The 20,517-nt window shown below is 66.1% G+C and carries 15 protein-coding genes and 1 pseudogene; 3 read left to right on the top strand and 13 right to left on the bottom strand.

Annotated elements, in window-relative coordinates; translation table 11 throughout:
- Nucleotides 1–45 precede the first annotated feature (45 nt).
- The 9 genes from DELCS14_RS15800 to dapC form a co-directional block, all read right to left on the bottom strand.
- Nucleotides 46–1,065 carry a tripartite tricarboxylate transporter substrate binding protein gene (locus DELCS14_RS15800; RefSeq protein WP_013802547.1) on the bottom strand — a complete coding sequence of 340 codons (1,020 nt, stop codon included), beginning with the start codon at nucleotides 1,063–1,065 and terminating at the stop codon, nucleotides 46–48.
- 41 nt (nucleotides 1,066–1,106) lie between these two features.
- On the bottom strand, nucleotides 1,107–2,330 hold the full coding sequence (locus DELCS14_RS15795) for an acyl-CoA dehydrogenase family protein (RefSeq protein ID WP_012205444.1): 1,224 nt from the start codon (nucleotides 2,328–2,330) through the stop codon (nucleotides 1,107–1,109).
- Nucleotide 2,331: 1 nt separating this feature from the next.
- The gene (locus DELCS14_RS15790) at nucleotides 2,332–3,930 is read right to left on the bottom strand and encodes an AMP-binding protein (protein WP_013802546.1); all 1,599 of its coding nucleotides are present in this window, start codon (nucleotides 3,928–3,930) and stop codon (nucleotides 2,332–2,334) included.
- A 176-nt stretch (nucleotides 3,931–4,106) separates the two neighbouring features.
- Nucleotides 4,107–5,105 (bottom strand): LysR family transcriptional regulator, encoded by a 999-nt coding sequence (locus tag DELCS14_RS15785; protein ID WP_012205446.1) that lies wholly within the window; start codon nucleotides 5,103–5,105, stop codon nucleotides 4,107–4,109.
- A gap of 1 nt (nucleotide 5,106) precedes the next feature.
- On the bottom strand, nucleotides 5,107–6,084 hold the full coding sequence (gene prmB / locus DELCS14_RS15780; RefSeq protein WP_013802545.1) for a 50S ribosomal protein L3 N(5)-glutamine methyltransferase: 978 nt from the start codon (nucleotides 6,082–6,084) through the stop codon (nucleotides 5,107–5,109).
- Between the two features lie 20 nt (nucleotides 6,085–6,104).
- Nucleotides 6,105–7,265: a succinyl-diaminopimelate desuccinylase gene (gene dapE / locus DELCS14_RS15775; protein WP_013802544.1), complete on the bottom strand. Its 1,161-nt coding sequence runs from the start codon at nucleotides 7,263–7,265 to the stop codon at nucleotides 6,105–6,107.
- A gap of 86 nt (nucleotides 7,266–7,351) precedes the next feature.
- A complete protein-coding gene (locus DELCS14_RS15770) occupies nucleotides 7,352–8,521 on the bottom strand; it encodes a PilT/PilU family type 4a pilus ATPase (RefSeq protein WP_012205449.1) in 1,170 nt (389 codons plus the stop codon).
- A gap of 180 nt (nucleotides 8,522–8,701) precedes the next feature.
- Entirely contained in the window at nucleotides 8,702–9,526 is an 825-nt protein-coding gene (gene dapD, locus DELCS14_RS15765; RefSeq protein WP_012205450.1) for a 2,3,4,5-tetrahydropyridine-2,6-dicarboxylate N-succinyltransferase, read from the bottom strand.
- A gap of 51 nt (nucleotides 9,527–9,577) precedes the next feature.
- Nucleotides 9,578–10,783, bottom strand: coding sequence for a succinyldiaminopimelate transaminase (gene dapC / locus DELCS14_RS15760; RefSeq protein WP_013802542.1), 1,206 nt, complete (start codon nucleotides 10,781–10,783; stop codon nucleotides 9,578–9,580).
- Between the two features lie 188 nt (nucleotides 10,784–10,971).
- Here dapC and DELCS14_RS15755 point away from each other — a divergent pair, with 188 nt between their 5' ends.
- Nucleotides 10,972–12,510, top strand: a complete 1,539-nt coding sequence (locus DELCS14_RS15755; protein ID WP_013802541.1) for a methyl-accepting chemotaxis protein — start codon at nucleotides 10,972–10,974, stop codon at nucleotides 12,508–12,510.
- A gap of 28 nt (nucleotides 12,511–12,538) precedes the next feature.
- Here DELCS14_RS15755 and rsxB read toward each other — a convergent pair whose 3' ends face one another.
- The 3 genes from rsxB to dusA all read right to left on the bottom strand — a co-directional run bounded on the left by rsxB (nucleotide 12,539) and on the right by dusA (nucleotide 15,831).
- Nucleotides 12,539–13,255: an electron transport complex subunit RsxB gene (gene rsxB / locus DELCS14_RS15750; RefSeq protein WP_013802540.1), complete on the bottom strand. Its 717-nt coding sequence runs from the start codon at nucleotides 13,253–13,255 to the stop codon at nucleotides 12,539–12,541.
- Nucleotides 13,256–13,278: 23 nt separating this feature from the next.
- Nucleotides 13,279–14,652: a polyhydroxyalkanoate depolymerase gene (gene phaZ, locus DELCS14_RS15745; RefSeq protein WP_013802539.1), complete on the bottom strand. Its 1,374-nt coding sequence runs from the start codon at nucleotides 14,650–14,652 to the stop codon at nucleotides 13,279–13,281.
- A gap of 168 nt (nucleotides 14,653–14,820) precedes the next feature.
- Nucleotides 14,821–15,831: a tRNA dihydrouridine(20/20a) synthase DusA gene (gene dusA / locus DELCS14_RS15740; RefSeq protein ID WP_083829093.1), complete on the bottom strand. Its 1,011-nt coding sequence runs from the start codon at nucleotides 15,829–15,831 to the stop codon at nucleotides 14,821–14,823.
- Nucleotides 15,832–16,017: 186 nt separating this feature from the next.
- Here dusA and DELCS14_RS31465 point away from each other — a divergent pair.
- Together DELCS14_RS31465 and DELCS14_RS30320 are read left to right on the top strand one after the other, a co-directional pair.
- Nucleotides 16,018–17,060 (top strand): annotated as a pseudogene (locus DELCS14_RS31465) (site-specific integrase).
- 99 nt (nucleotides 17,061–17,159) lie between these two features.
- Complete coding sequence (locus DELCS14_RS30320) at nucleotides 17,160–17,471, top strand: hypothetical protein (RefSeq protein WP_228676761.1); 312 nt, start codon at nucleotides 17,160–17,162, stop codon at nucleotides 17,469–17,471.
- A 50-nt stretch (nucleotides 17,472–17,521) separates the two neighbouring features.
- On the opposite strand, the gene DELCS14_RS15725 is transcribed toward DELCS14_RS30320, so the two are convergent.
- Nucleotides 17,522–20,230 (bottom strand): IPTL-CTERM sorting domain-containing protein, encoded by a 2,709-nt coding sequence (locus DELCS14_RS15725; RefSeq protein ID WP_343299542.1) that lies wholly within the window; start codon nucleotides 20,228–20,230, stop codon nucleotides 17,522–17,524.
- Between the last annotated feature and the right edge of the window lie 287 nt (nucleotides 20,231–20,517).

Below are 20,517 nucleotides of genomic sequence, written 5' to 3'. Positions count from 1 at the left end.
GCCATGCCCGTGCCCGGCCACGGTGCAAAGCCCTGGTACCAGGCCCTAGATCGGCTGTATGCCCACGCGCTGCATCATGGACTGGGTGAACTGGATCTCGCGCTCGAAGCCCTTGGCATAGGCGTCGGCGCTGGTGATGGCGACCTTGCCGCCTTCCTGCTCCAGCAAGGCGATGACCCTGGGCTGCCTGAGCACCTCCTCCAGCGCCGTGCGCAGCCGCTGGACGATGGGCTCGGGCGTGGCGGCCGGCACGGACACGCCGCCCCAGGACGTGAGGTTGACATTGGGCACGCCCAGCTCGGCCAGGGTCTGCACCTGGGGCAGCTTGGCGTTGCGCTGCGGCCCGGCAATGGCCAGCGGCACCAGCTTGCCGGCCAGCACCTGGGGATAGGCCACGGAAAACAGCGGGGCGCCGAAGGCCACCTGCTGGCCCAGCACGGCATTGACCAATTCCGACGCGCCCTTGTAGGGCACATGGTTGACCTGCAGGCCCATGCTGGAGGCCAGCATCTCCACGCCCAGGTGCGACGGCGTGCCCACGCCGCCCGAGGCATAGTCCAGCGCGCCGGGCTTGGCCTTGGCGCGCGCGGCCAGGTCGTCCAGCGTGCGCATGCCAGAGTCGGCATGCACGACGACCAGGATGTCCGAGCGCGACATGCCCAGCACATGGCGGAAGTCCTTGAACACGTCGTAGCCCGGGCTTTTGTACATGCGCATGGCGGCGGCCATGGGCGAGCCCGAATACAGCAGGGTGTAGCCGTCCGCCGGCGCCTTGGCCACCTGGCGTGCGCCGATGTTGCCGCCCGCGCCGGCGCGGTTGTCTATCACCACGGGCTGGCCCAGCTGGGCCGACAGCGCCTCGGCCACGATGCGCGCGGCCGTGTCGGGGCTGGTGCCGGCCAGGTAGGGCACCACCCATTTGATGGGGCGCGTGGGCCAGGCGCTGTCGTGTGTGGTGGCTGTGGCGGCTGTGGTGGCCCAGGGCAGGCCTGCGGCAAGCGATGCGGCGCCCGCAGCGCGCAGGAATCGGCGTCGGTCCGGCCTTTGGGATGGATTGTCTTGCATGGCGTTGTCTCCTTGTCTTTTCGCTTTCATGCCGGCCAGCCTCAGGCGCCGGCCCGCTCCAGCAGTTCCTTGGCGATGGTGTTGCGCTGTATCTCGCTGGTGCCCGTGAGCACGCGGTACATGCGCAGCATGCGGAACAGGAATTCCACGCGCCGGCCCTGGACGATGCCTTCGCCGCCATGGATCTGCACGGCGCGGTCGGCAATGCGGAACGCCGTCTCCGAGCAGAACAGCTTGCTCATCGAGGCCTGGGCGCGCGCATCGATGCCGGCGTCGATGGCGCGTGCCGTCTGCACCATCAGTGCGCGCGCCGCCATCCATTCGGTGGCCATGTCGGCCAGCATGTGCTGTATGGATTGGAACTGGGCAATGCTGCGGCCGAATTGCTGGCGGCCCAGCGCATAGTCGCGCGCATCGCGCAGCGCCACCTGGGCCAGGCCCAGCATGGCCGGGCAGTGCAGCAGGCGGTTGACGGTGATGCGGCCCAGCGCCAGGGCCAGGCCACGGCCCGGCTCGCCGATCAACTGGGCAGCGGGCACGCGGCAGCCGTCGAGCACGATGTCCCCCGTGCTGGACTGCCCGGCCATGGTCTTGTAGCCGCTGACCACCTGCACGCCCGGTGCATGCAGGTCCACGAAGAAGGCGCTGATCTCGCGCTGCGGGCTGCCCTCGGGCGCGGTCGAGGCCATGAGCACGGCGAAGTCGGCAAACGGCGAGCCCGAGATGAAGCGCTTGCGGCCGTGCAGCACGTAGTGGTCGCCCTCCAGCACGGCGCGCGTCTCCAGCGCGCCCGCGTCCGAGCCGGCCGCTGCCTCGGTCAGCGCAAAGCAAATGGATTTCTCGGCGCGCGCCACGGGCAGGATGAACTGCTCCATCTGCAGCGGCGTGGCCTTGCGGATCAGCGCGCCTATGCGCGGCGGGCCGCTGAGTTCGCCCAGCACATGGGGCGCGAAGGGCGAGCCCGTGGCGTAGATGGCCTCCTTGACCAGCACCTGATCGAGCACGGACAGGCCGGCGCCGCCCATGGCCTCGGGCAGGGTCATGCCGTAGAAGCCGCGCGCATGCGACAGCTTCCAGACCTGGCGCAGCAGTTCGGTGGAAGCGCTGTTTTCATGGTCCACGCCATGCGCGCGGGCGAGGTCGGCAAGTTCGCCGTGGATGAAAGCGTTGAGCGCGTCGATCAGGCCGGCTGCGCGTTCCGAGCCTTCAAAGGGCATTTCCAGCAGGGCAGCGTTGGCGGCGGGGAGTGTGTCTTTGGCGTTCATCTCAGTTCACCTTGCGGGCGTGGTTGGCCCAGTAGGGCGCCTGCACGGCGCGGCGCATGACCTTGCCGTTGGGGTTCTTGGGCAGCTGCTGCACGAATTCGATGTGGCGCGGGCGCTTGAAGCCGCCCAGGCGCTCGGCGCAGAAGCGGTCCAGCGCGGCGCTGTCGCCGGCCAGGCCGGGCTTGAGCACGATGTGGGCGGCCACGGCCTCGCCCCATTTGTCGTCGGGAATGGCGAACACGCAGGCATCGGCCACCGAGGCATGCTCGTAGAGCACGGACTCCACCTCGGACGGATAGACGTTGAAGCCGCCGCTGATGACCATGTCCTTCTTGCGGTCCACGATGTAGACAAAGCCCTGCTCGTCCATGCGGGCCAGATCGCCCGTGTGGTAGCGGCCGTTCCTGAGCACCTCGGCCGTCAGCTCGGGCGCGCGCCAGTAGCCTGCAAAGACATCGGCGCCGCTGACCACGATTTCGCCGATCTCGCCCTCGGGCACCGGGCGGCCCTCGTCGTCCAGCACTTCGACCAGGGATTCCAGGAAGGGCCGTCCGCAGGAAGCCAGCCGCTCGGGGCGCGATGCGCGCGCCTGCAGGTGGTCCTGCACCGTCAGGCCGCAGACACCGGAGGTGGTCTCGCCCGCGCCGTAGCCCTGGGACAGGATGGGGCCGAACACGTCCATGGCCTGCAGGATGCGCGCGGGCGCCATGGGCGCTGCGCCGTAGCCCAGGCGCAGCAGGTCGGGCAGGGGGCGGTAGCGGCCGCCGATCTCGGCCAGCAGCATGTTGATCATGGTGGGCACCATGAAGGTATGGGTCACGCGCCGCTCCTGCATCTCGGCCATGAAGGCGCCCGGCTCGAAGCCCGAGAACAGGTGGATGGTGGCGCCCGTGCACAGCGCCGGCACCATCTGCATGCCCGAGGCGTGCGTGACCGGACCGACCAGTCCCAGCACGTGGCCGGCCTGCATGCCCTCGCCGCGCATCAGGAATTTGCGCAGCTGGGCCAGGCGGTTGCCGAAGGTCTGCATGGCGGCCTTGAGCACGCCCGAGGAGCCCGAGGTGTAGTGCAGCACGGCCACCTCGTGCTCGTGCACGGCCACGGGCTGAAAGCGGTCGCTGGCGCGGGCGAGCAGGGACTCGTAGCTTTCGCCGGCGGGGCCGTCCAGCAGCAGCAGGCGCACGTCGGCAGACTGCAGGTGCGGCTTGAAGGCCTCGGCGCGCGCTGCGGTGGTCACGATGACGGCGGCATCGCTGTTGGCCGCGATATCGCCCACTTCGCGCGGCGAAAGGCGTGCGTTGAAGGGCGCCTTGATGAGCCCTGCCTTGTAGCAGGCGATCTCGATCTCCACGATTTCCACGCAGTTGGGCAGGTAGATGCCCACGCGGTCGCCACGGGACAGGCCCTGGGCAAGCAGGGCGTTCGCCAGCCGGTTGGAGCGCTGTTCCAGCTCGGCATAGCTGATGCTGCGGGCGGCGCTGGTCACGGCCGGCTGTGCGCCGTGGGCCTTGCAACTGCGCGCGACCAGTTCGCCGACATTGGGGATGGGAAGGGAGTGGGAATGGGTGTGGCCTGCGGTGGGCCGGGATGTCTCGTGCATGGCATTCCTTGGCTGAAGCCGCGCGTTTTGCGCGGCGTGCCATGCACTGTTCCAGAAGAGGCCTGGAACGGGGAAATACCGTTTAGTGATTCAGGCGCATCAGAAAAATTGATGTCCAGATCAACCCTTGCGGTATTTGCTGATGACCCCGTGCCCAGACCCCTGCGGTCATGCCGTCATGCCTGCTGCCAGCGTGCCTGCCAGATGCCGGCCGTGATCAATTGCCGGGCCTGTGCCATCAGCGCCTGCTGGACCACCTGCAGCGCCGGGTCGCTGCTGCGGTTGGCCTGCACGGCCAGGAAGTAGCGGCGCAGCAGTTCGGGCGCCGTGACCTGGGCCACGATCCAGCCGTGCTGGATGGCCGTGGGCGCAGCCTTGGCTTCCTCGCGCAGCCAGGCGGGCGCATCGCTCAGCGAGCAGGCGGGCGTGAAGGTGAAGCCTGCGCCGCAGTGGTAGAGCGAGCGGATGACGCGGGCGGAATCGTGTTCGTGGACGATGTTCAGCCGCAGGTCCCGTGCGTCGGCGGCGGCCTCCACGGTCTGGCGGATGGAAAAGCGGCGTGATTGCAGCACCAGCGGCAGCTGGCAGGCGTGGGCAAAGTCCATGTGCGGCAGGCCGCCGTCCGGCGCGGGGCGCAGCAGCGGGGCCACGCTGCCATCGACATCCTGGCCGCAGACGTAGATGGATTCCTCGGCCATGGGCTGCACCTGCATGTCGTGCAGGCTGGCCGTGTCCACAAGAATGGCCAGGTCTGCGCGCCGGTCCAGCATGGCTTTTTGCACCATGAGGCTGAGGTCGTCGAGCACGAAGATGCGTATGCGCGGGTGGCTGTTGCGCAGGCTGGCGATCACGGGGCCGGCCAGCAGGCTGGTCAGCAAAAAGGGCAGGGCGATGGTGACCGAGCCTTCGGGGCCCTGGGGCAGGCGCTGTATGCGCTCGCGCATGGCATCGGCGTCGGACAGCAGGCGGCGTGCGTCCTCGTACAGCTGGGCGCCGGCCGGCGTGGGAGTCACGCCGGCGTGGCTGCGCTCCAGCAACTGGGCGCCCAGCTCGCCTTCCAGCTTCTTGATCTGCGCCGTGAGCGCGGGCTGGGCCACGTACAGCGAGTGCGCGGCGCGCGAGAGGCTGCCCGCCTCCAGCACCGCGATGAAGTAGCGCAGCGCCCGCAGGTCCATCTCAGCCCAGGGGGCGGTAGGTGGGGCGCAGGGCCTCGATGTCCCCTTCGGTCCAGGCGCGCAGTGCCTCCTGGGTGATCAGCAGCACCTGCTCGTCGCCCGAGCTGGTGTCCAGCCAGAACACGGGCAGGTCCGGGAAGGCGGCTTCGAAGAAGTCCTTCTCATTGCCGATTTCCAGCACGACCACGCCTTCCTTGGCCAGACGCGAGGGCAGGTCCAGCAGCAGGCGGCGGATGAAGTCCATGCCGTCGGCACCGCCGGCCAGCGCCAGTTCGGGCTCGGCCTGGTATTCGGCGGGCAGGCGCGACATGCTGTCTGCGTTCACATAGGGCGGGTTGCACAGCACCAGGTCCCAGGGTCCGGGCAGGGCGGCCAGTCCGTCGCTCTCCAGCAATTGCACGCGCTCGGCGAGTTCATGGCGGTCCACGTTGATGCGCGCCACGGCCAGCGCATCGGCCGAGATGTCGGCACCCGTGACCTCGACCTCGGGCCAGGCCATGGCGGCCAGGCAGGCCAGGCTGCCGTTGCCGGTGCACAGGTCCAGCACGCGGCGCGTGCGGTCGGACAGCCAGCCGTCGATGCTGCCGTCGGCCAGCAGCTCGGCAATGAAGCTGCGCGGCACGATGGCGCGCTCGTCCACGTAGAAGGGCACGCCCTGCAGCCAGGCCTCGCGCGTGAGGTAGGCGGCGGGCTTGCGCGTTCGGATGCGCTCTGCGAACAGCTCGGCCACTTCGGCCTGCTGCTGGGCGCTGACGGCCTGGTCGGCCAGGGATTCGGGCGCGCCGGGCGCCAGTTCGCTGTCCAGCGGCAGGCCCAGCTTCCACAGCGTGAGCCAGGCCGCTTCGTCTTCGGCCGTGGCCGTGCCGTGGCCAAAGGCCACGCCGGCCGCCGTGAGCGCTGCGGCGCCCGAGGCCACGAGGTCGGCGATGGTGCTGCCCGAGATGGCGGGAATATTGGCAGGGGTGGGGGCGGATGTCATCGTCGGCTCCTTGGTCGCGTTCAGACGGCCTGCTGTCGCTGCAGCTCCTGGAGCGTGCGGCGGTAAATGTTCTTGATGGGCTCGATGTCGGCCACCACGATGTGCTCGTCGATCTTGTGGATGCTGGCGTTGGGCGGACCCACTTCCACGACCTGGCTGCAGATCTGGGCGATGAAGCGGCCGTCGCTGGTGCCGCCCGTGGTGGACAGCTCGGTCTCCAGGCCGGTCTCGGCGCGGATGGCCGCCTGCACGGCATTCACCAGCGTGCCCGGCGTGGTCAGGAAGGGCTGGCCGCCAATGGTCCAGGCCAGCTCGTACTCCAGCCCGTGGCGGTCCAGCACGGAGTGCACGCGCTGCTGCAGCGATTCGGCCGTGGACTCGGTGCAGAAGCGGAAGTTGAAGTCGATGGTCACATGGCCGGGAATGACGTTGGACGCGCCCGTGCCGCCATGCATGTTGCTGATCTGCCAGCTGGTGGGCGGGAAGAAGGCATTGCCCTCGTCCCAGCGCGTGGCGGCCAGCTCAGCCAGGGCCGGCAGGGCCTGGTGGATGGGGTTGCGCGCCAGCTGCGGGTAGGCGATGTGGCCCTGGATGCCCTTGACCGTGAGGCGCCCGCTCATGGTGCCCCGGCGGCCGTTCTTGATCATGTCGCCCGTGCGCTCCACCGAGGTGGGCTCGCCGACGATGCACCAGTCCAGGCGCTCGCCGCGCTCGCGCAGCAGCTCGACCACGACCTTGGTGCCGTCCACCGAAGGGCCTTCCTCGTCGCTGGTCAGCAGCAGGGCAATGTCGAAGGAGGGAGCCGGTGTCTCGGCCAGGAATTCCTCCAGCGCCACGACGAAGGCGGCGATGGAGGTCTTCATGTCGCTGGCGCCGCGGCCGTACAGCTTGCCGTCGCGGTGCGTGGGCACGAAGGGCGGGCTGCTCCACTGCTCCAGCGGGCCGGTGGGCACCACGTCGGTATGGCCGGCAAAGACCAGCACGGGCCGGTCGGCGCCTGTCCCGGAGCGCCGGGCCCAGAGGTTGCGCACGCGAAAGCTGTCGGGGCCGCTGTCGATGCGCTCGCAGGCAAAGCCCATGGGCTGCAGGGCATCGGCCAGGAGTTCGAGGCAGCCGGCGTCTTCGGGAGTGACGGAGGGCAGGCTGATCAGCTGCTCGGTCAGTTGCAGGGTGCGGGACATGGTGGGTGGAATCAAAAAACAAAAAAGTCGGAGGGCCGGCTGCCGCCAGCGTGCTCCGACATTGTGAACGCTGCGGGGCTGGCCGATCAGTTCGGCTTGACTTCCAGCATGATTTCCGTGAACGAGGGCATGTCGTCCTCGCCGGGCGTGGCCAGTTCGGCGAACTGGCTGGACGGCGCGGCATGGCTGGCCTTGACCACGTCGTTTTCCAGGCGCCACATCAGGTTGGTGGGCGAATCGGCGAAGGCCAGGGCTTCGGCGCGGTCGATGCGGCCGGAGCGGACCAGCTGCGCCAGCGCCTCTTCAAAGGTCTGCGAGCCTTCGGCCATGGATTTTTCCATGGCCTCCTTGACGCCCGAGAAGTTGCCGCGCTCGATCAGGTCGGCGATCAGCTTGGTATTGAGCATGACCTCGACGGCCGGCATGCGGCCGCCGTCCACGGTGCGCACCAGGCGCTGGGAGATCACGCCCTTGAGTGCAGCCGACAGCTCGCCCAGCATGGTGGGACGGATTTCCTCGGGGAAGAAGGACAGGATGCGGTTGAGCGCGTGGTAGCTGTTGTTGGCGTGCAGCGTGGCCAGGCACAGGTGGCCCGACTGCGCAAAGCCCATGGCCGAGGACATGGTCTCGCGGTCGCGGATTTCGCCGATCAGGATCACGTCAGGGGCCTGGCGCAGCGCATTCTTGAGCGCGATCTGCAGCGATGCCGTGTCCGAGCCCACTTCGCGCTGGTTGACGATGGAGCGCTTGTTGCGGAACTGGTATTCGATGGGGTCCTCGATGGTGAGGATGTGGCCCGTGAGCTTTTCGTTGCGCGCATCGATCATCGAGGCCAGCGTCGTGCTCTTGCCCGAGCCCGTGGAGCCCACGACCAGCAGCAGGCCGCGCTTTTGCATGATCAGCTCGCCCAGCACGGGCGGCAGGTTCAGCGTGTCCATGGCCGGAATGTGCTGGGCGATGAAGCGGATCACCACGGCGCAGCTGCCGCGCTGGTGCATGGCGCTGACGCGAAAACGCCCCACGCCGCGCAGCGGCACGCCCATGTTGAGCTCGCCCGTTTCGTCCAGCTCCTGCAGGCGTTCGGCCGGCACGATCTCGGCCAGCAGGCTGCGCGGCGCGTCGGGCGGCAGCAGTTGGTTGTTGATGGGCACGCATTCGCCGTTGATCTTGATCAGCGCCGGCGCGTTGACCGCCAGGTAGACGTCGGACGCCTGCTTCTCGCCCATCAGGCGCAAAATCCTCTCCATCGTGCCCATGTTTTCCCCCAAATTCGTGTACTGCCGCTGTTCTTGGATCGTCTGCACGCTCTTGTGACGTGAAACGGGCGTCCGCTGCCTGGTGGCCGGGGACGCCCTCGAGAGTATGCCTTGCTCCATCCCCTGAACAGGGGATGTTTTGGCGCCGCAACCACGCCTTTGGCGCGGTGCGGATGCGGATCAATCGCGCAGCAGGTCGTTCAGGCTCGTGGTGGAGCGTGTCTTGGCATCGACCTTCTTGACGATGATGGCGGCGTACATGCTGTAGCGGCCGTTGTCCTTGGGCAGGTTGCCCGACACCACCACCGAGCCGGCAGGCACGCGGCCATAGCTGGTCTCGCCGGTCGCACGGTCATAGATGGGGGTGGACTGGCCGATGTACACGCCCATGGAGATCACGGAGTTCTCTTCCACGATCACGCCTTCGACGATTTCGGAACGCGCGCCGATGAAGCAGTTGTCTTCGATGATGGTCGGGTTGGCCTGCAGCGGCTCCAGCACGCCGCCCAGGCCCACGCCGCCGGACAGGTGCACGTTCTTGCCGACCTGGGCGCAGGAGCCCACGGTGGCCCAGGTGTCGACCATGGTGCCTTCGTCCACATAGGCGCCGATGTTCACGTAGGAAGGCATCAGGATCGCGCCCTTGGCCACGAAGCTGCCGCGGCGGGCCACAGCCGGGGGCACCACGCGCACGCCGGTGGCGGCGATCTCGGCCTCGGTCATGCCGGCGAACTTGGTGGGGACCTTGTCGAAGAAGTTCAGGTCGCCGGACTGCATCAGCACGTTGTCCTTGAGGCGGAAGGACAGCAGCACGGCCTTCTTGATCCACTGGTGCACGGTCCACTGGCCCACGCCTTCGCGCGTGGCCACGCGCAGCTGGCCGTTGTTCAGGGCTTCGATCACGTGGTCCACGGCCTCGGTCACTTCCTTGGGGGCGGCAGCGGGGGAGAGGCTGGCACGGTTGTCCCAGGCGGTGTCGATGATGGATTGCAGCTGTTGCGTCATATGGCTTTGGTGATCAAAGGGTTTGTGAGGAAAGGGGAGCGCAGGGCTGTCTCAGCGCTGGCGCGATTCTATGAACTGTGCAATGCGCTGGGCGGCTTCCAGGCATTCTGCGGTCTCGGCCACCAGGGCCATGCGCACGCGCCCGGCGCCGGGGTTGCGGCCATTGGCTTCGCGCGCCAGGTAGCTGCCGGGCAGCACGGTCACGCCGGTGGCGGCATACAGCTCGCGTGCAAAGTCGGCGTCGTCCAGGCCCAGCGATTCGGGAATGCCGGCCCACAGGTAGAAGCTTGCGTCGGGCAGGCGCACATCCATCACGCGCGCCAGCACGGGCGTGACCTGGTTGAATTTTTCGCGGTACAGGCGGCGGTTTTCCTCGACATGGGCCTCGTCGGCCCAGGCCGCCATGCTGGCCGTCTGCACCACGGGGCTCATGGCACCGCCGTGGTAGGTGCGGTACAGCAAAAAGGCCTTGATCAGGGCCGCATCGCCCGCCACGAAACCGCTGCGCAGGCCGGGCACATTGCTGCGCTTGGACAGGCTGGTGAACATCAGCAGGTTTTTGTAGTCCGTGCGGCCCAGGCGCTGCGCGGCTTCCAGGCCGCCCAGGGGGGCGGTGCCGTCGAAATAGATCTCGCTGTAGCACTCGTCGCTGGCAATCACGAAGCCGTAGCGGTCGGACAGGGCAAACAGCTTTTCCCACTCGGCCAGCGGCATCACCGCGCCCGTGGGGTTGCCGGGCGAGCACACGAAGATCAGCTGGGTCTTTTCCCACACGTCGGCGGGCACGCTGTCCCAGTCCACCGCGAAGTTGCGCGCGGCGTCGCTGGGCGCGTAGTACGGCTGGGCGCCGGCCAGCAGGGTGGCGCCTTCGTAGATTTGATAGAACGGGTTGGGGCAGATCACGCGCGCGCCGTCCTGGCTGGCATCCACCACCACCTGGGTGAAGGCAAACAGTGCCTCGCGCGAGCCGTTGACGGGCAGCACCTGGGTGGCGGCGTCCAGGGCAATGCCATAGCGCTGGCGTGCCCATTGGGCGCAGGCCTCGCGCAGCGCGGGCTCGCCGGCTGTGGCGGGGTACTTGGCTAGGCCGCCGAGGTCGGCGCTCAGTGCCTGTTCGATGAACGCCGGCGTGGCATGGCGGGGCTCTCCGATGCCAAGGCTGATGGGGCGCACGCCCGCCGGTGGCTGGACCCCGGCGAACAGTTTGCGAAGACGCTCAAACGGGTAGGGCTGGAGTCGGGAGAGCAGGGGATTCATGGGCTCGCATTATGGATTGATGCGCTTTCGGCATGCCGTTGTCACAGGGGACTGCGGGTCTGCACGCTGGCTTTTTTGCATTCTGTTACCTATTCTGGCATGGTCTCGACTGGGGCCATGCCATCTCGTGTGGCGGGGCCTCGTGAACGGTGAATTCCAGATACCAATGACTAGAGAGGCAATCAGCTATGCAGGCAGGCGCTGGCATGGAAAAAGTGGGAAACAGGCATCGTAAGCATACATCCGGCCCCGGGGCCGGCTTCCTTGTATGCGCCGTGTGGGCATTGGTGGGGTCGCCGCTGGCGTTGGTGGCCGGTTCGGCGGGCTTGGGGCCCTGGGTTTGGGGTGCCTTGCTGCTGTGGGCCGGACTGCTGCTGGGCGGCATGCACAGGCTCTGGTCGCGGGTGATCGGCGAACGCGAATTGCTGCAGCAGGCCATGCAGGGCATCGCCCAGGGCGACCTGAGCCAGCGCGTGACCGTGGAGGCTGCCGCCTCGCAGGAGGGCGCTGGTGCTGTCCAGACGCCCAAGGCGTTGCTGGGAGGCATGGTCACCTCGCTGTCGGGCATGGTGGCCGATGTGCGCAGCAATGCGGCCCTGGTGGCGCAGGCCGGGCAGCAATTGGTGAACGAGCACCAGGCGCTGTCCGATCGCACCGAGCTGCAGGCCACCAACCTGGCCCAGACCGTGGTCAGCGTGGAGCAGTTGAGCAGCGCCGTGCAGCACAACGCCGATGTGGTGGGCGTGGTCCATCACCAGGCCAGCGCCGTGCGCGGTGCCGCCGATGAAGGCGTGGTGGCCATGGGCCGCGCCGTGGAGTCGGTGGAGACCATTGAGAACAGCGCCGGGCGCATGCGGGAGATCATCGGCGTGATCGACGGCATTGCTTTCCAGACCAATATCCTCGCGCTCAATGCCGCCGTGGAGGCAGCACGGGCTGGCGAGCAGGGCCGGGGCTTTGCCGTGGTGGCCAGCGAGGTGCGCTCCCTGGCCGGCCGCTCGGCGGAGGCGGCGCGCGAGATTCGCCACCTGATTGGCGATGCCCTGACCCAAGTGGAGCACAGCACCGAGTTGATCCGCACGGCCGGGCGTGGCATGGAGCGCGTGACCGAAGGCATCCGCCAGGTGGCCGAGCACATGGGCGAGCTCTCGCAATCGACCGGCAGCCAGAGCACGGGCCTGGCCGAGATCAGCCGCGCCGTGCACCAGATCGACGAGATCACCCAGCACAACGCGCAGATGGTGGGCCACGCGCTGGACCAGGCACGCGCGCTGCAGCAGCGCGCGCAGATGCTGTCAGGGGCGGTGTCGCGCTTTCGGCTGCAGCAGGGCACGGCGGAGGAAGCCGTGGCCCTGGTCGAGTCGGCCCTGGGCCTGGCGCGGCGCGGCGTGGCCACCGAGGCACTGCTGGCCGCCGTGAACGACCCCGGCCAGCCCTTCCATGACCGCGATATGTACGTGTTCGCCCTGGCCGCCGACGGCAGCTACCGCGCCTTCGGCGGCAACCCTGCGCGTGTGGGCGTGCGCGTGCAGGAGCTGCCAGGCGTGCGGGGTGAGCAGCTGCTGGCCGACATCATTGCCCAGGCCGAGCGCGGCCCAGGCTGGGTGGAGTACGACTTCAGAAACCCTGCCACGCAACAGGTACAGACCAAGATGTCCTTCGTCTGCAAGCATGGCGGGCTGTACTGGGGTTGCGGGGTCTACAAGAGCCTGGCGCTGGCTGCGTAGGCGGGTCTCGCTGCCCGCCCGCATCCACTCAATGCCCGTTGGGCGTTGAGGCGCCACCCGCACGCTGGGCGCGTGCGCGGGCCAGGATGGCTGCGATGGTGGCTTGCTTGCTGTCGGTCGCCAGTGGGGGCGCCGGGCAGGGCGTGGAAGGGCTGGCGTCGTCGGCCATTTCCTGCTCCCCCAATGCAAAAGGCATCTGCGCCCGGGCCGCACCCAGGCGCTCGCGCTCCTGTTCACGCTCTCGGCGCAGCACATAGCGCTGGCGCGCATGCTCGGCCTGCTGGGGGCTCCAGGCAGACCAGCCTGTGGCCGGGCCGCTGGCGTTGTGCAGCTCGATGCAGTCCACGGGACAGACGGGGATGCACAGCTCGCAGCCCGTGCAGTGGGCGGCGATCACCGTATGCATGAACTTGTTGGCGCCCAGGATGGCATCCGTGGGGCAGGCCTTGATGCACAGGGTGCAACCGATGCACCAGGCCTCGTCGATCACGGCCACGGTGCGCGGGGCTTCCGTGCCGTGCTCGGCGCTCAGTGGGACAGCGGGCCGGCCCGTCAGTGCAGCCAGCCTCTCCACTCCCGCAGCGCCCCCGGGAGGGCACTGGTTGATGCCGGCCTCGCCCGAGGCCACGGCCTGGGCATAGCTGGCGCAGTCGGGGTAGCCGCAACGCGTGCACTGCGTCTGCGGCAGCGCCGCGTCTATGCGTGCTGCCAGATCGTCGCGGGCAAGGATTGCGAAGGCGGACATGGCGTGCCGGGCTTGCTCGGTGCTCAGCCTGCCTGCACCTTGGCACCGCGCTTGCGCGGCTGCTCGGTGGCCGAGGGCGCGTCATCGCTCAGGCTGCTGGTGTGACCTGCCGCGCTGGCGGCCGTGGCGCTTTCGGGCTGGTGGGCACTGATGAAATCGCGCACCTGGGGGTAGACGATCTCTCTCCAGCGCCTGCCGCTGAAAATCCCGTAGTGTCCGGCGCCCGGCACTTCAAGGTGCTTGCGCTGCTCTGCCGCGATGCCCGTGCACAGATCGTGCGCTGCGCGCGTCTGGCCCGAGCCGGAGATGTCGTCCAGCTCGCCTTCGACGGTCAGCAGGGCGCTGCCCTTGATGTCCTGCGGGCGAACCAGCTCGGCCTGGCCTTCGGGCGAACGCACTTCCCAGGTGCCATGGACCAGCTTGTAGTCCTGGAACACCGTGGCGATGGTCTCGAGGTAGTAGTCGGCATCCATGTCGAGCACGGCGTTGTACTCGTCATAGAACTTGCGGTGATGCTCGGCGCTGGCGTCGTCACCCTTGATCAGGTCCTTGAAGTAGTCGTAGTGGCTATTGGCGTGGCGGTCCGGATTCATGGCCACGAAGCCCGAGTACTGCAGGAAGCCGGGGTACACGCGGCGACCCACGCCCGGATAGCCTTCGGGCACGCGGTAGATCACATTGTTCTCGAACCACTCGAAGCTGCGGTTCTGCGCCAGGTTGTTCACCGAGGTCGGCGAGCGGCGTGCGTCGATGGGGCCGCCCATCATGGTCATGGACAGCGGAGGCGTCTCGCCACGGCTGGCCATCAGCGACACGGCAGCCAGCACCGGCACCGTGGGCTGGCACACGCTGACCACGTGGCACTGGCCGTACTTGCCCTGCAGGTAGCGGATGAACTCCTGCACATAGTTCACGTAGTCGTCGAGGTGGAACTCGCCATCGGCCAGGGGCACCAGGCGGGCGTTCTTCCAGTCGGTGATGTAGACCTTGTGGCCGCCCAGCATGCTTTGCACCGTATCGCGCAGCAGCGTGGCGTAGTGGCCCGACAGCGGCGCCACGATCAGCACCACGGGCTGGCTCAGCATGGTCTGCAGCGTATCGGTGTCGTCGGAGAAGCGCTTGAAGCGGCGCAGCTCGCAAAACGGCTTGTCCACTTCGACGCGCTCGCGGATGGTCACGTCAACGCCGCCCACATCCACACTGTGCAGGTTGAATTCGGGCTTCTCGTAATCCTTGCCAAGGCGGTAGAACAGATCGAACCCGGCGGCCATGCGCTGGGACATCGGACCTTGGCTCAGCAACGAGTGGGGGTTGCTGTAGAGCTTGGCTGCAGCTTGCGCGAAATCGGCAAAGGGCTCGACCATGGCGCGCTGGATTTCGTAGAGCTGATAGAGCATGGATACAAGGGGTTGTTTGGATATGTTGCAGTGCAATATATCAGCAGCAAGCTAAGAAAATTGGTAGTAAAACCCCTTTGATGCTGTCGCGTAAGTGATAGTTTTTACCGATAGGCCTGGACGAGCGGCCGCCTCAGCCCTGGCCATCGTGCAATGCAGTGCCCCGCGCTAGGCGGCAAGCGCCGCCTCGGCCGGTTTGGTGCGCGCAAGCCGCATCACCTCTGAAGGCGGCAATTGCTTGAACTGGTGATTGCTCCACACCTGGCGCCAGCGGCGCGCCCCCGCCAGCCCGTTGCGCAACCCCAACATATGCCGCGCGATGGAGTACCAGTGCGTGCCGTGCGTGCGCGCCTCGCGCTCCATATACGCCACCATCTGCTCCTCGATGGACTCGCGTGTGTGCTCCACGCTCGCATCGCCGTAGTAAAGCGCATCCCACGAGGCCAGCCACCAGGGGTTGTGATAGGCCTCGCGGCCCACCATCACGCCATCGACCTGCTGCAGAAGCTCTTGCACCGTGGCATCGGCCTTGATGCCGCCGTTGATGGCAATGGTCAGTTCCGGAAAATCCTGCTTGAGCCGGGCCACGATCTCGTAGCGCAGCGGCGGGATCTCGCGATTTTCCTTGGGCGACAGGCCCTTGAGCCAGGCATTGCGGGCATGCACGATGAACACGCGGCAGCCCGCATCCGCCACCGTGCCCACGAAATCGCGCACGAACTCGTAGCTCTCATCCTTGTCGATGCCGATGCGGTGCTTCACCGTGACAGGCATATCCACTACATCGACCATCGCCTTCACGCAATCGGCCACCAACGGCGCCTCGTTCATCAGGCAGGCGCCAAACGCGCCGCGCTGTACTCGCTCGCTGGGGCAGCCGCAATTGAGGTTGATCTCGTCATACCCCCACTGCGCCCCCAGCCGCGCGGCCTGCGCCAGATCGGAAGGCTCGCTGCCACCGAGCTGCAGCGCCACCGGATGCTCCTCGGCCTCGAACCGCAGATGCCGCGGCACATCACCGTGCAGCAACGCGCCCGTCGTCACCATCTCTGTGTAGAGCAAGGTGTGGCGGCTCAGAAGCCGGTGCAGGTAGCGGCAATGTTTGTCGGTCCAGTCCATCATGGGCGCAACGGACATGCGCCACATGCTGGCAGGTGCTTGATTTTCTACGTTTATCATTGATCTGATTGGGTTTTTTGCTCTGGCGTCGTTGCCTGATTCTTCGCCATTCAACCCCGTTTTTGCTGATTTTCTCGCTGGCTTTGCTACATCCTTCACCTGTAGCAAAACAGATGGGAGCATCACTTCACGCAAGCGCGCACACGGCTTGCTTGCTCGCTTGCCTGCACCGCACAGATCCGGCTGATGGAGAACGGCACGTTCGTCCACCGCGAAAGCCAGACCTACCGTCGGAAAGTGCTGGCCAACGAGTGGCTGCGCAGGCGCAAGTACGAAATGGACCATGAGCGCGCTTCCTGCCAGGCTGTGCACAAGAAAATTTCAGTGGGGGAGCCACTGCGGGATTATGTCAGTGCGGCCGAAAACGTGACTGAGTGGGGCCGTAGCAAAAAGGCCGACATCGCACGCCTGCAGGCCTCTGGCCTGGCTGACCTCCAGGCCACCAAGCTCACGGTGCAGGATCTGATGGGCGACACCAAGAAGCGGCGCACGGAAGACGAGGCCGGCCCCGCCACCGTGCTCAATGACATGGTGTGGCTGCGCCAGGTCTTCCTGCATGCTTCGGCCGCGCGCGGCGTCGATGCGCCGCTGCAGGTGCTGGACCGTGCCAAGTCCGAGCTGCTGCGCACGCGCGTGATCGCCAAGCCGGCTCAGCGCTCGCGCCGGTTGCTGCCCGAGGAAGAGGCTAGGCTGCTGGAGCACTTCGCCAGCCGCGACGGCAGGGCATCTATTCCCATGCGCGACATCATGCAGTTCGCGCTGCTTACGGCGCGACGCCAGGAAGAGATATGCCGTCTGCATTGGGTCGATGTGGATTTTGAGAAGGGGGTAGCGTGGCTGGATGATGTGAAGCACCCCCGCATGAAGAAGGGTAACCGGCGATGCTTTCGGGTGCTCAATGCGGCAGCCGACATCATCAAAAGCCAGTCGAGGGAAGAGGGGCGGAATTCGTCTTCCCCTACAACAACAGATCAGTCGGAGCCGCATTCACGCGTGCTTGCCATGTCCTTGGTATCGAGGATCTTCACTTCCACGACTTGCGCCATGAGGCGACGAGCAGGCTTTTCGAGAAGGGATACAGCATTCAGGAGGTTGCCCAGTTCACATTGCATGAAAGCTGGGCCACGTTGAAGCGGTATGCCGCAAGCATTGGACGTACAGCAATGAGCGTGCGCTCCATCACCCATCTGGTCGCCGCCAGTCTGGCGGCCTTCTTGGCCTGGAGCTAACAGGGCGCCCGCCTGGGCGCTGACCTGGCCGAGGCCCGCACTGCAGCTGCAGGCGAAAAGCTGGCTGTCAGCACAGCCCAGCGCGCGGCCGACGCCCGAGTGCGCCGCGCAGAGCAGTCCATCAACACCAACTACCAGGAGGCGCTGAATGCCGCCCGAACCCGTGAGGCGCTGCTGCGCCGTGAGCTTGATGACCTGCGCATTGTCTCTTGCAGCCTGCGCGAGCAATCCGCAGATGCTGCCCGCCGACTTGCCAACGCTCCCCCCGCCGCCGTCCTTGAGTACGCCACTGCCCTCGGAGTCGTATTTGAAGACTGCCGCGCAGCGTATGCGGATATGGCAGCAAAGGCTGATGGGCATGCAACTGATGCAGCCCTGATGAGTGATTCCTGGCCCAACACGTCGCGTTGACGAGCGCGCGGGCGGGCAAAAGGAAAAGCCACCCGGAGGTGGCTTGTGTCTCAGACTTGTCGTCGCCGCATTCTTGCCAGTCCGAAAATTGACATCAGCGCCGACAACACGATGAGGCCCCATTCAGAAATCGTGGGAATTGCGTGCGAGGCTGCAGGTGCCGCCAGCAACATGGGCGCGAAAGGATCCGTGATCACGCCCGGCACGGTGGTCTCGTTGTCGCCCTCGCCGTCATCCGTGACGCTGTAGCTCACCGAATTGCCATTGACAGCCAGGTCCGGCGGCGTGAACCAGCCGACCTGCATGGGCGGCTGGCCGTGGGGGCCATATTTTTGCATCGTCAACCCCGCCAGGCTGCCGGCCGGGTAGTCCACCTGCACCTGGAGCTTGGCGCCTGCGCAGCCGGTGGTACTGAAGAACAGCGCACCCACTGGGAAGGATGCATTCGCCGGTGCACTGGGAATGCCCGACGCACTGATGCGAAGGGTTCCGGGGGACACCGTGCAACCCGCCTGGGTGCTGGTGACCAGTACGGACGCACTGCCTGCGTTGCCGGGCAGCGGTACGGTTTCGGCGACCGGTGCTGTCACAGCTACTGAATAGGCCCGTGAGCCTGTGGCGCCGTTGGCATCCGTGGCCGTCACTGTAAAGCTGCTGGTGCCGCTGGAGGAAGGGGTTCCGCTGATGGTGCCCGTCGATGTATTGAGGGACATACCTGCTGGAAGGCTGCCTGAGCTGATGGTGTAGCTGTAGGGAGCGGTGCCACCCGACGCGCTGACCGTCGCGCTATATGTAGTCCCTTGGAGCCCCGCGTTCAGGGAAGCCGGCGCTACCGCCAAAGTCGGGGCACTGACGGTGATGGATACCGTGGCCGGGCTGGATGTGCCGCTGGTATTGGTGGCGGTGTAGGTGAAGCTGTCCGGGCCTGAGTAACCGGTTGTCGGTGTGTAAGTGACGCTGGTCCCGCTGGCCGTGGCAGTGCCGTGGCTGGCTGCGCTGGCGATGGCCACGCTAGTGGCGGCGCCGCCGCTAAGGTTCAGTGTGATGGGGTTGGCACTGCTGTTGGCAGCAACCGTGGCGCTGACGGCGCCGGCGACGGGCGCTTGGGGATTGATTGCCAATGTATAGGCTCTTGATCCCGTGGCACTGTTGGCATCTGTGGCCGTGATGGTCAGGTTGGTAGTACCACTGGAGGAGGGCGTGCCGCTGATCACTCCGGTAGAGACGGTCAGGCTCAACCCGATGGGAAGAGTGCCGGCGGTAATGGTGTAGGAGTAGGGCGCCATGCCACCGGAGGCAGACACGGTGGTGCTGTAGCTTGAGCCGGTTGTGCCGTTGGGCAGGCTGGTAGGAGTTAGCGCAATTGTCGGAGCGCTGACGGTGACGGATACCGTGGCCGGGCTGGAAGTGCCTGTGGCATTGGTGGCGGAATAGGTGAGGCTGTCCGGGCCTGAGTAGCCTGCCGTGGGTGTGTAAGTGATGCTGGTCCCGCTGGCCGTGGCAGTGCCGTGGCTGGCTGCGCTTGCGACCGCCACACTGACAGCAGCGCCGCCGCTGAGATTCAGCGTGATGGGATTGGAACTGCTGTTGGCGGCTACTGTGGCGCTTACTGGTCCAGCGACAGGCGCCTGGGGTGCGATCACGAATGTGTAGGCTCTTGATCCCGTGGCACTGTTGGCATCTGTGGCGGTAATGGTCAGGTTGGCGGTGCCACTGGCGAAGGGCGTGCCGCTGATCAATCCGGTGGAGGTATTCAGGGCCAGTCCGGGAACAAGACTTCCAGCGGTAATGGCATAGGTGTAGGGCGCGGTCCCCCCTGATGCCGAAACGGTGGCGTTGTAGGGGAAATTGACGAAGCCGTTGGGCAGGCTGGCCGGGGCTATGGCAAGGATCGGGGCACTGACCGTGATGGACACCGTGGCCGGGCTGGAGGTGCCTGTGGTATTGGTGGCGGTATAGGTGAAGCTGTCCGGGCCCGAGTAACCAGCCGTGGGTGTGTAAGTGACGCTGGTTCCGCTGGCCGTGGCAGTGCCGTGGCTGGCTGCGCTGGCGACTGCCACGCTGGTGGCGGTGCCGCCACTGAGGCTCAGTGTGATGGGGTTGGCGCTGCTGTTGGCTGCGACCGTGGCGCTCACTGCCCCTGCAACAGGCGCTGGCACGTTGTAGGTATATCCATTGGTAAGAGTGGCCGAACCGCCAGGCGTAATGACCGCAACATTCACAGCGCCTGCAGCGTGGGCCGGCGTGGTGGCCGTAATTGTGGTGGCGTTGTTGACGGTGTAGCCCAAGGCAGCTGTACCTCCGAAGCTGACTGCAGTGGCGCCCGTCAGATTGGTACCTGTGAGCGTGACCGAGGTGCTGCCGGCGGTACTGCCGCTGTTGGGGGAGACGTTCGTCAGCATGGGCACAGCGGAACTGGTGACCAACAGGTGATACGTGGCCACACCACCGTCGTTGTGGCCGTCATTCAGAGTGATGCTGAAGGTATACGCTCCGGCTGTGGTGGGGGTGCCATGCAAGAGCGTGGTCGCCGAGCCTGGCGAAGCGTCCAGTATGAGCCCTGGCGGGAGGCAAGGCGTCACTCCGTCATAGTCTGGGTCGTTTGCGTCACACTCTACCCACATGTCCAAAGGCATTGTGCCCCCTGTGGACGATATGGTGATGCTCATGGACTGTCCTACGGCGATGGTCGGTAGCGTGCTTCCTGTGACGGGGTTGGTGATAACTGGCGCCGCCGCATGGGACGAAGCTGCCAACATGAACAATTGCAAGAAAAAAACGGCGATCGCTCGAAGAAACCAAGGTAAGAGCCGTATTTTTTGCGGAATTTTTATCATGTAGGCCATAGCTAATTACCTGGTTTTAGATTTGGAAGAATGCTCTTACTATTGAGAAATTCTTCTCAATTATTGCGATTAAGTCTCGAAAAAACATAGCTTGCATGCACTCGTTGCTGTCAATGGCTAGAGTAGCACCCAGTGATTTTAGTAATAAAAAGTATATTTTCCTATCGCTGATTTCTCTGTGCAAATGGCCAGCGTCGTTG

It is taken from the genome of Delftia sp. Cs1-4 (genome assembly GCF_000214395.1).
In the GTDB taxonomy this organism is placed as follows: Bacteria; Pseudomonadota; Gammaproteobacteria; order Burkholderiales; family Burkholderiaceae_C; genus Comamonas; species Comamonas acidovorans.
The sequence above is the reverse complement of the archived record's forward strand: the minus strand, read 5'-3'. Positions and strand labels throughout refer to the sequence as shown.

Coding starts and splice junctions, on each gene's coding strand:
- DELCS14_RS15800 (WP_013802547.1), bottom strand. CDS start 1,065: ATGCAAGACAATCCATCCCAAAGGCCGGACCGACGCCGATTCCTGCGC.
- DELCS14_RS15795 (WP_012205444.1), bottom strand. CDS start 2,330: ATGAACGCCAAAGACACACTCCCCGCCGCCAACGCTGCCCTGCTGGAA.
- DELCS14_RS15790 (WP_013802546.1), bottom strand. CDS start 3,930: ATGCACGAGACATCCCGGCCCACCGCAGGCCACACCCATTCCCACTCC.
- DELCS14_RS15785 (WP_012205446.1), bottom strand. CDS start 5,105: ATGGACCTGCGGGCGCTGCGCTACTTCATCGCGGTGCTGGAGGCGGGC.
- prmB (WP_013802545.1), bottom strand. CDS start 6,084: ATGACATCCGCCCCCACCCCTGCCAATATTCCCGCCATCTCGGGCAGC.
- dapE (WP_013802544.1), bottom strand. CDS start 7,265: ATGTCCCGCACCCTGCAACTGACCGAGCAGCTGATCAGCCTGCCCTCC.
- DELCS14_RS15770 (WP_012205449.1), bottom strand. CDS start 8,521: ATGGGCACGATGGAGAGGATTTTGCGCCTGATGGGCGAGAAGCAGGCG.
- dapD (WP_012205450.1), bottom strand. CDS start 9,526: ATGACGCAACAGCTGCAATCCATCATCGACACCGCCTGGGACAACCGT.
- dapC (WP_013802542.1), bottom strand. CDS start 10,783: ATGAATCCCCTGCTCTCCCGACTCCAGCCCTACCCGTTTGAGCGTCTT.
- DELCS14_RS15755 (WP_013802541.1), top strand. CDS start 10,972: ATGCAGGCAGGCGCTGGCATGGAAAAAGTGGGAAACAGGCATCGTAAG.
- rsxB (WP_013802540.1), bottom strand. CDS start 13,255: ATGTCCGCCTTCGCAATCCTTGCCCGCGACGATCTGGCAGCACGCATA.
- phaZ (WP_013802539.1), bottom strand. CDS start 14,652: ATGCTCTATCAGCTCTACGAAATCCAGCGCGCCATGGTCGAGCCCTTT.
- dusA (WP_083829093.1), bottom strand. CDS start 15,831: ATGATAAACGTAGAAAATCAAGCACCTGCCAGCATGTGGCGCATGTCC.
- DELCS14_RS15725 (WP_343299542.1), bottom strand. CDS start 20,230: ATGTTGGCAGCTTCGTCCCATGCGGCGGCGCCAGTTATCACCAACCCC.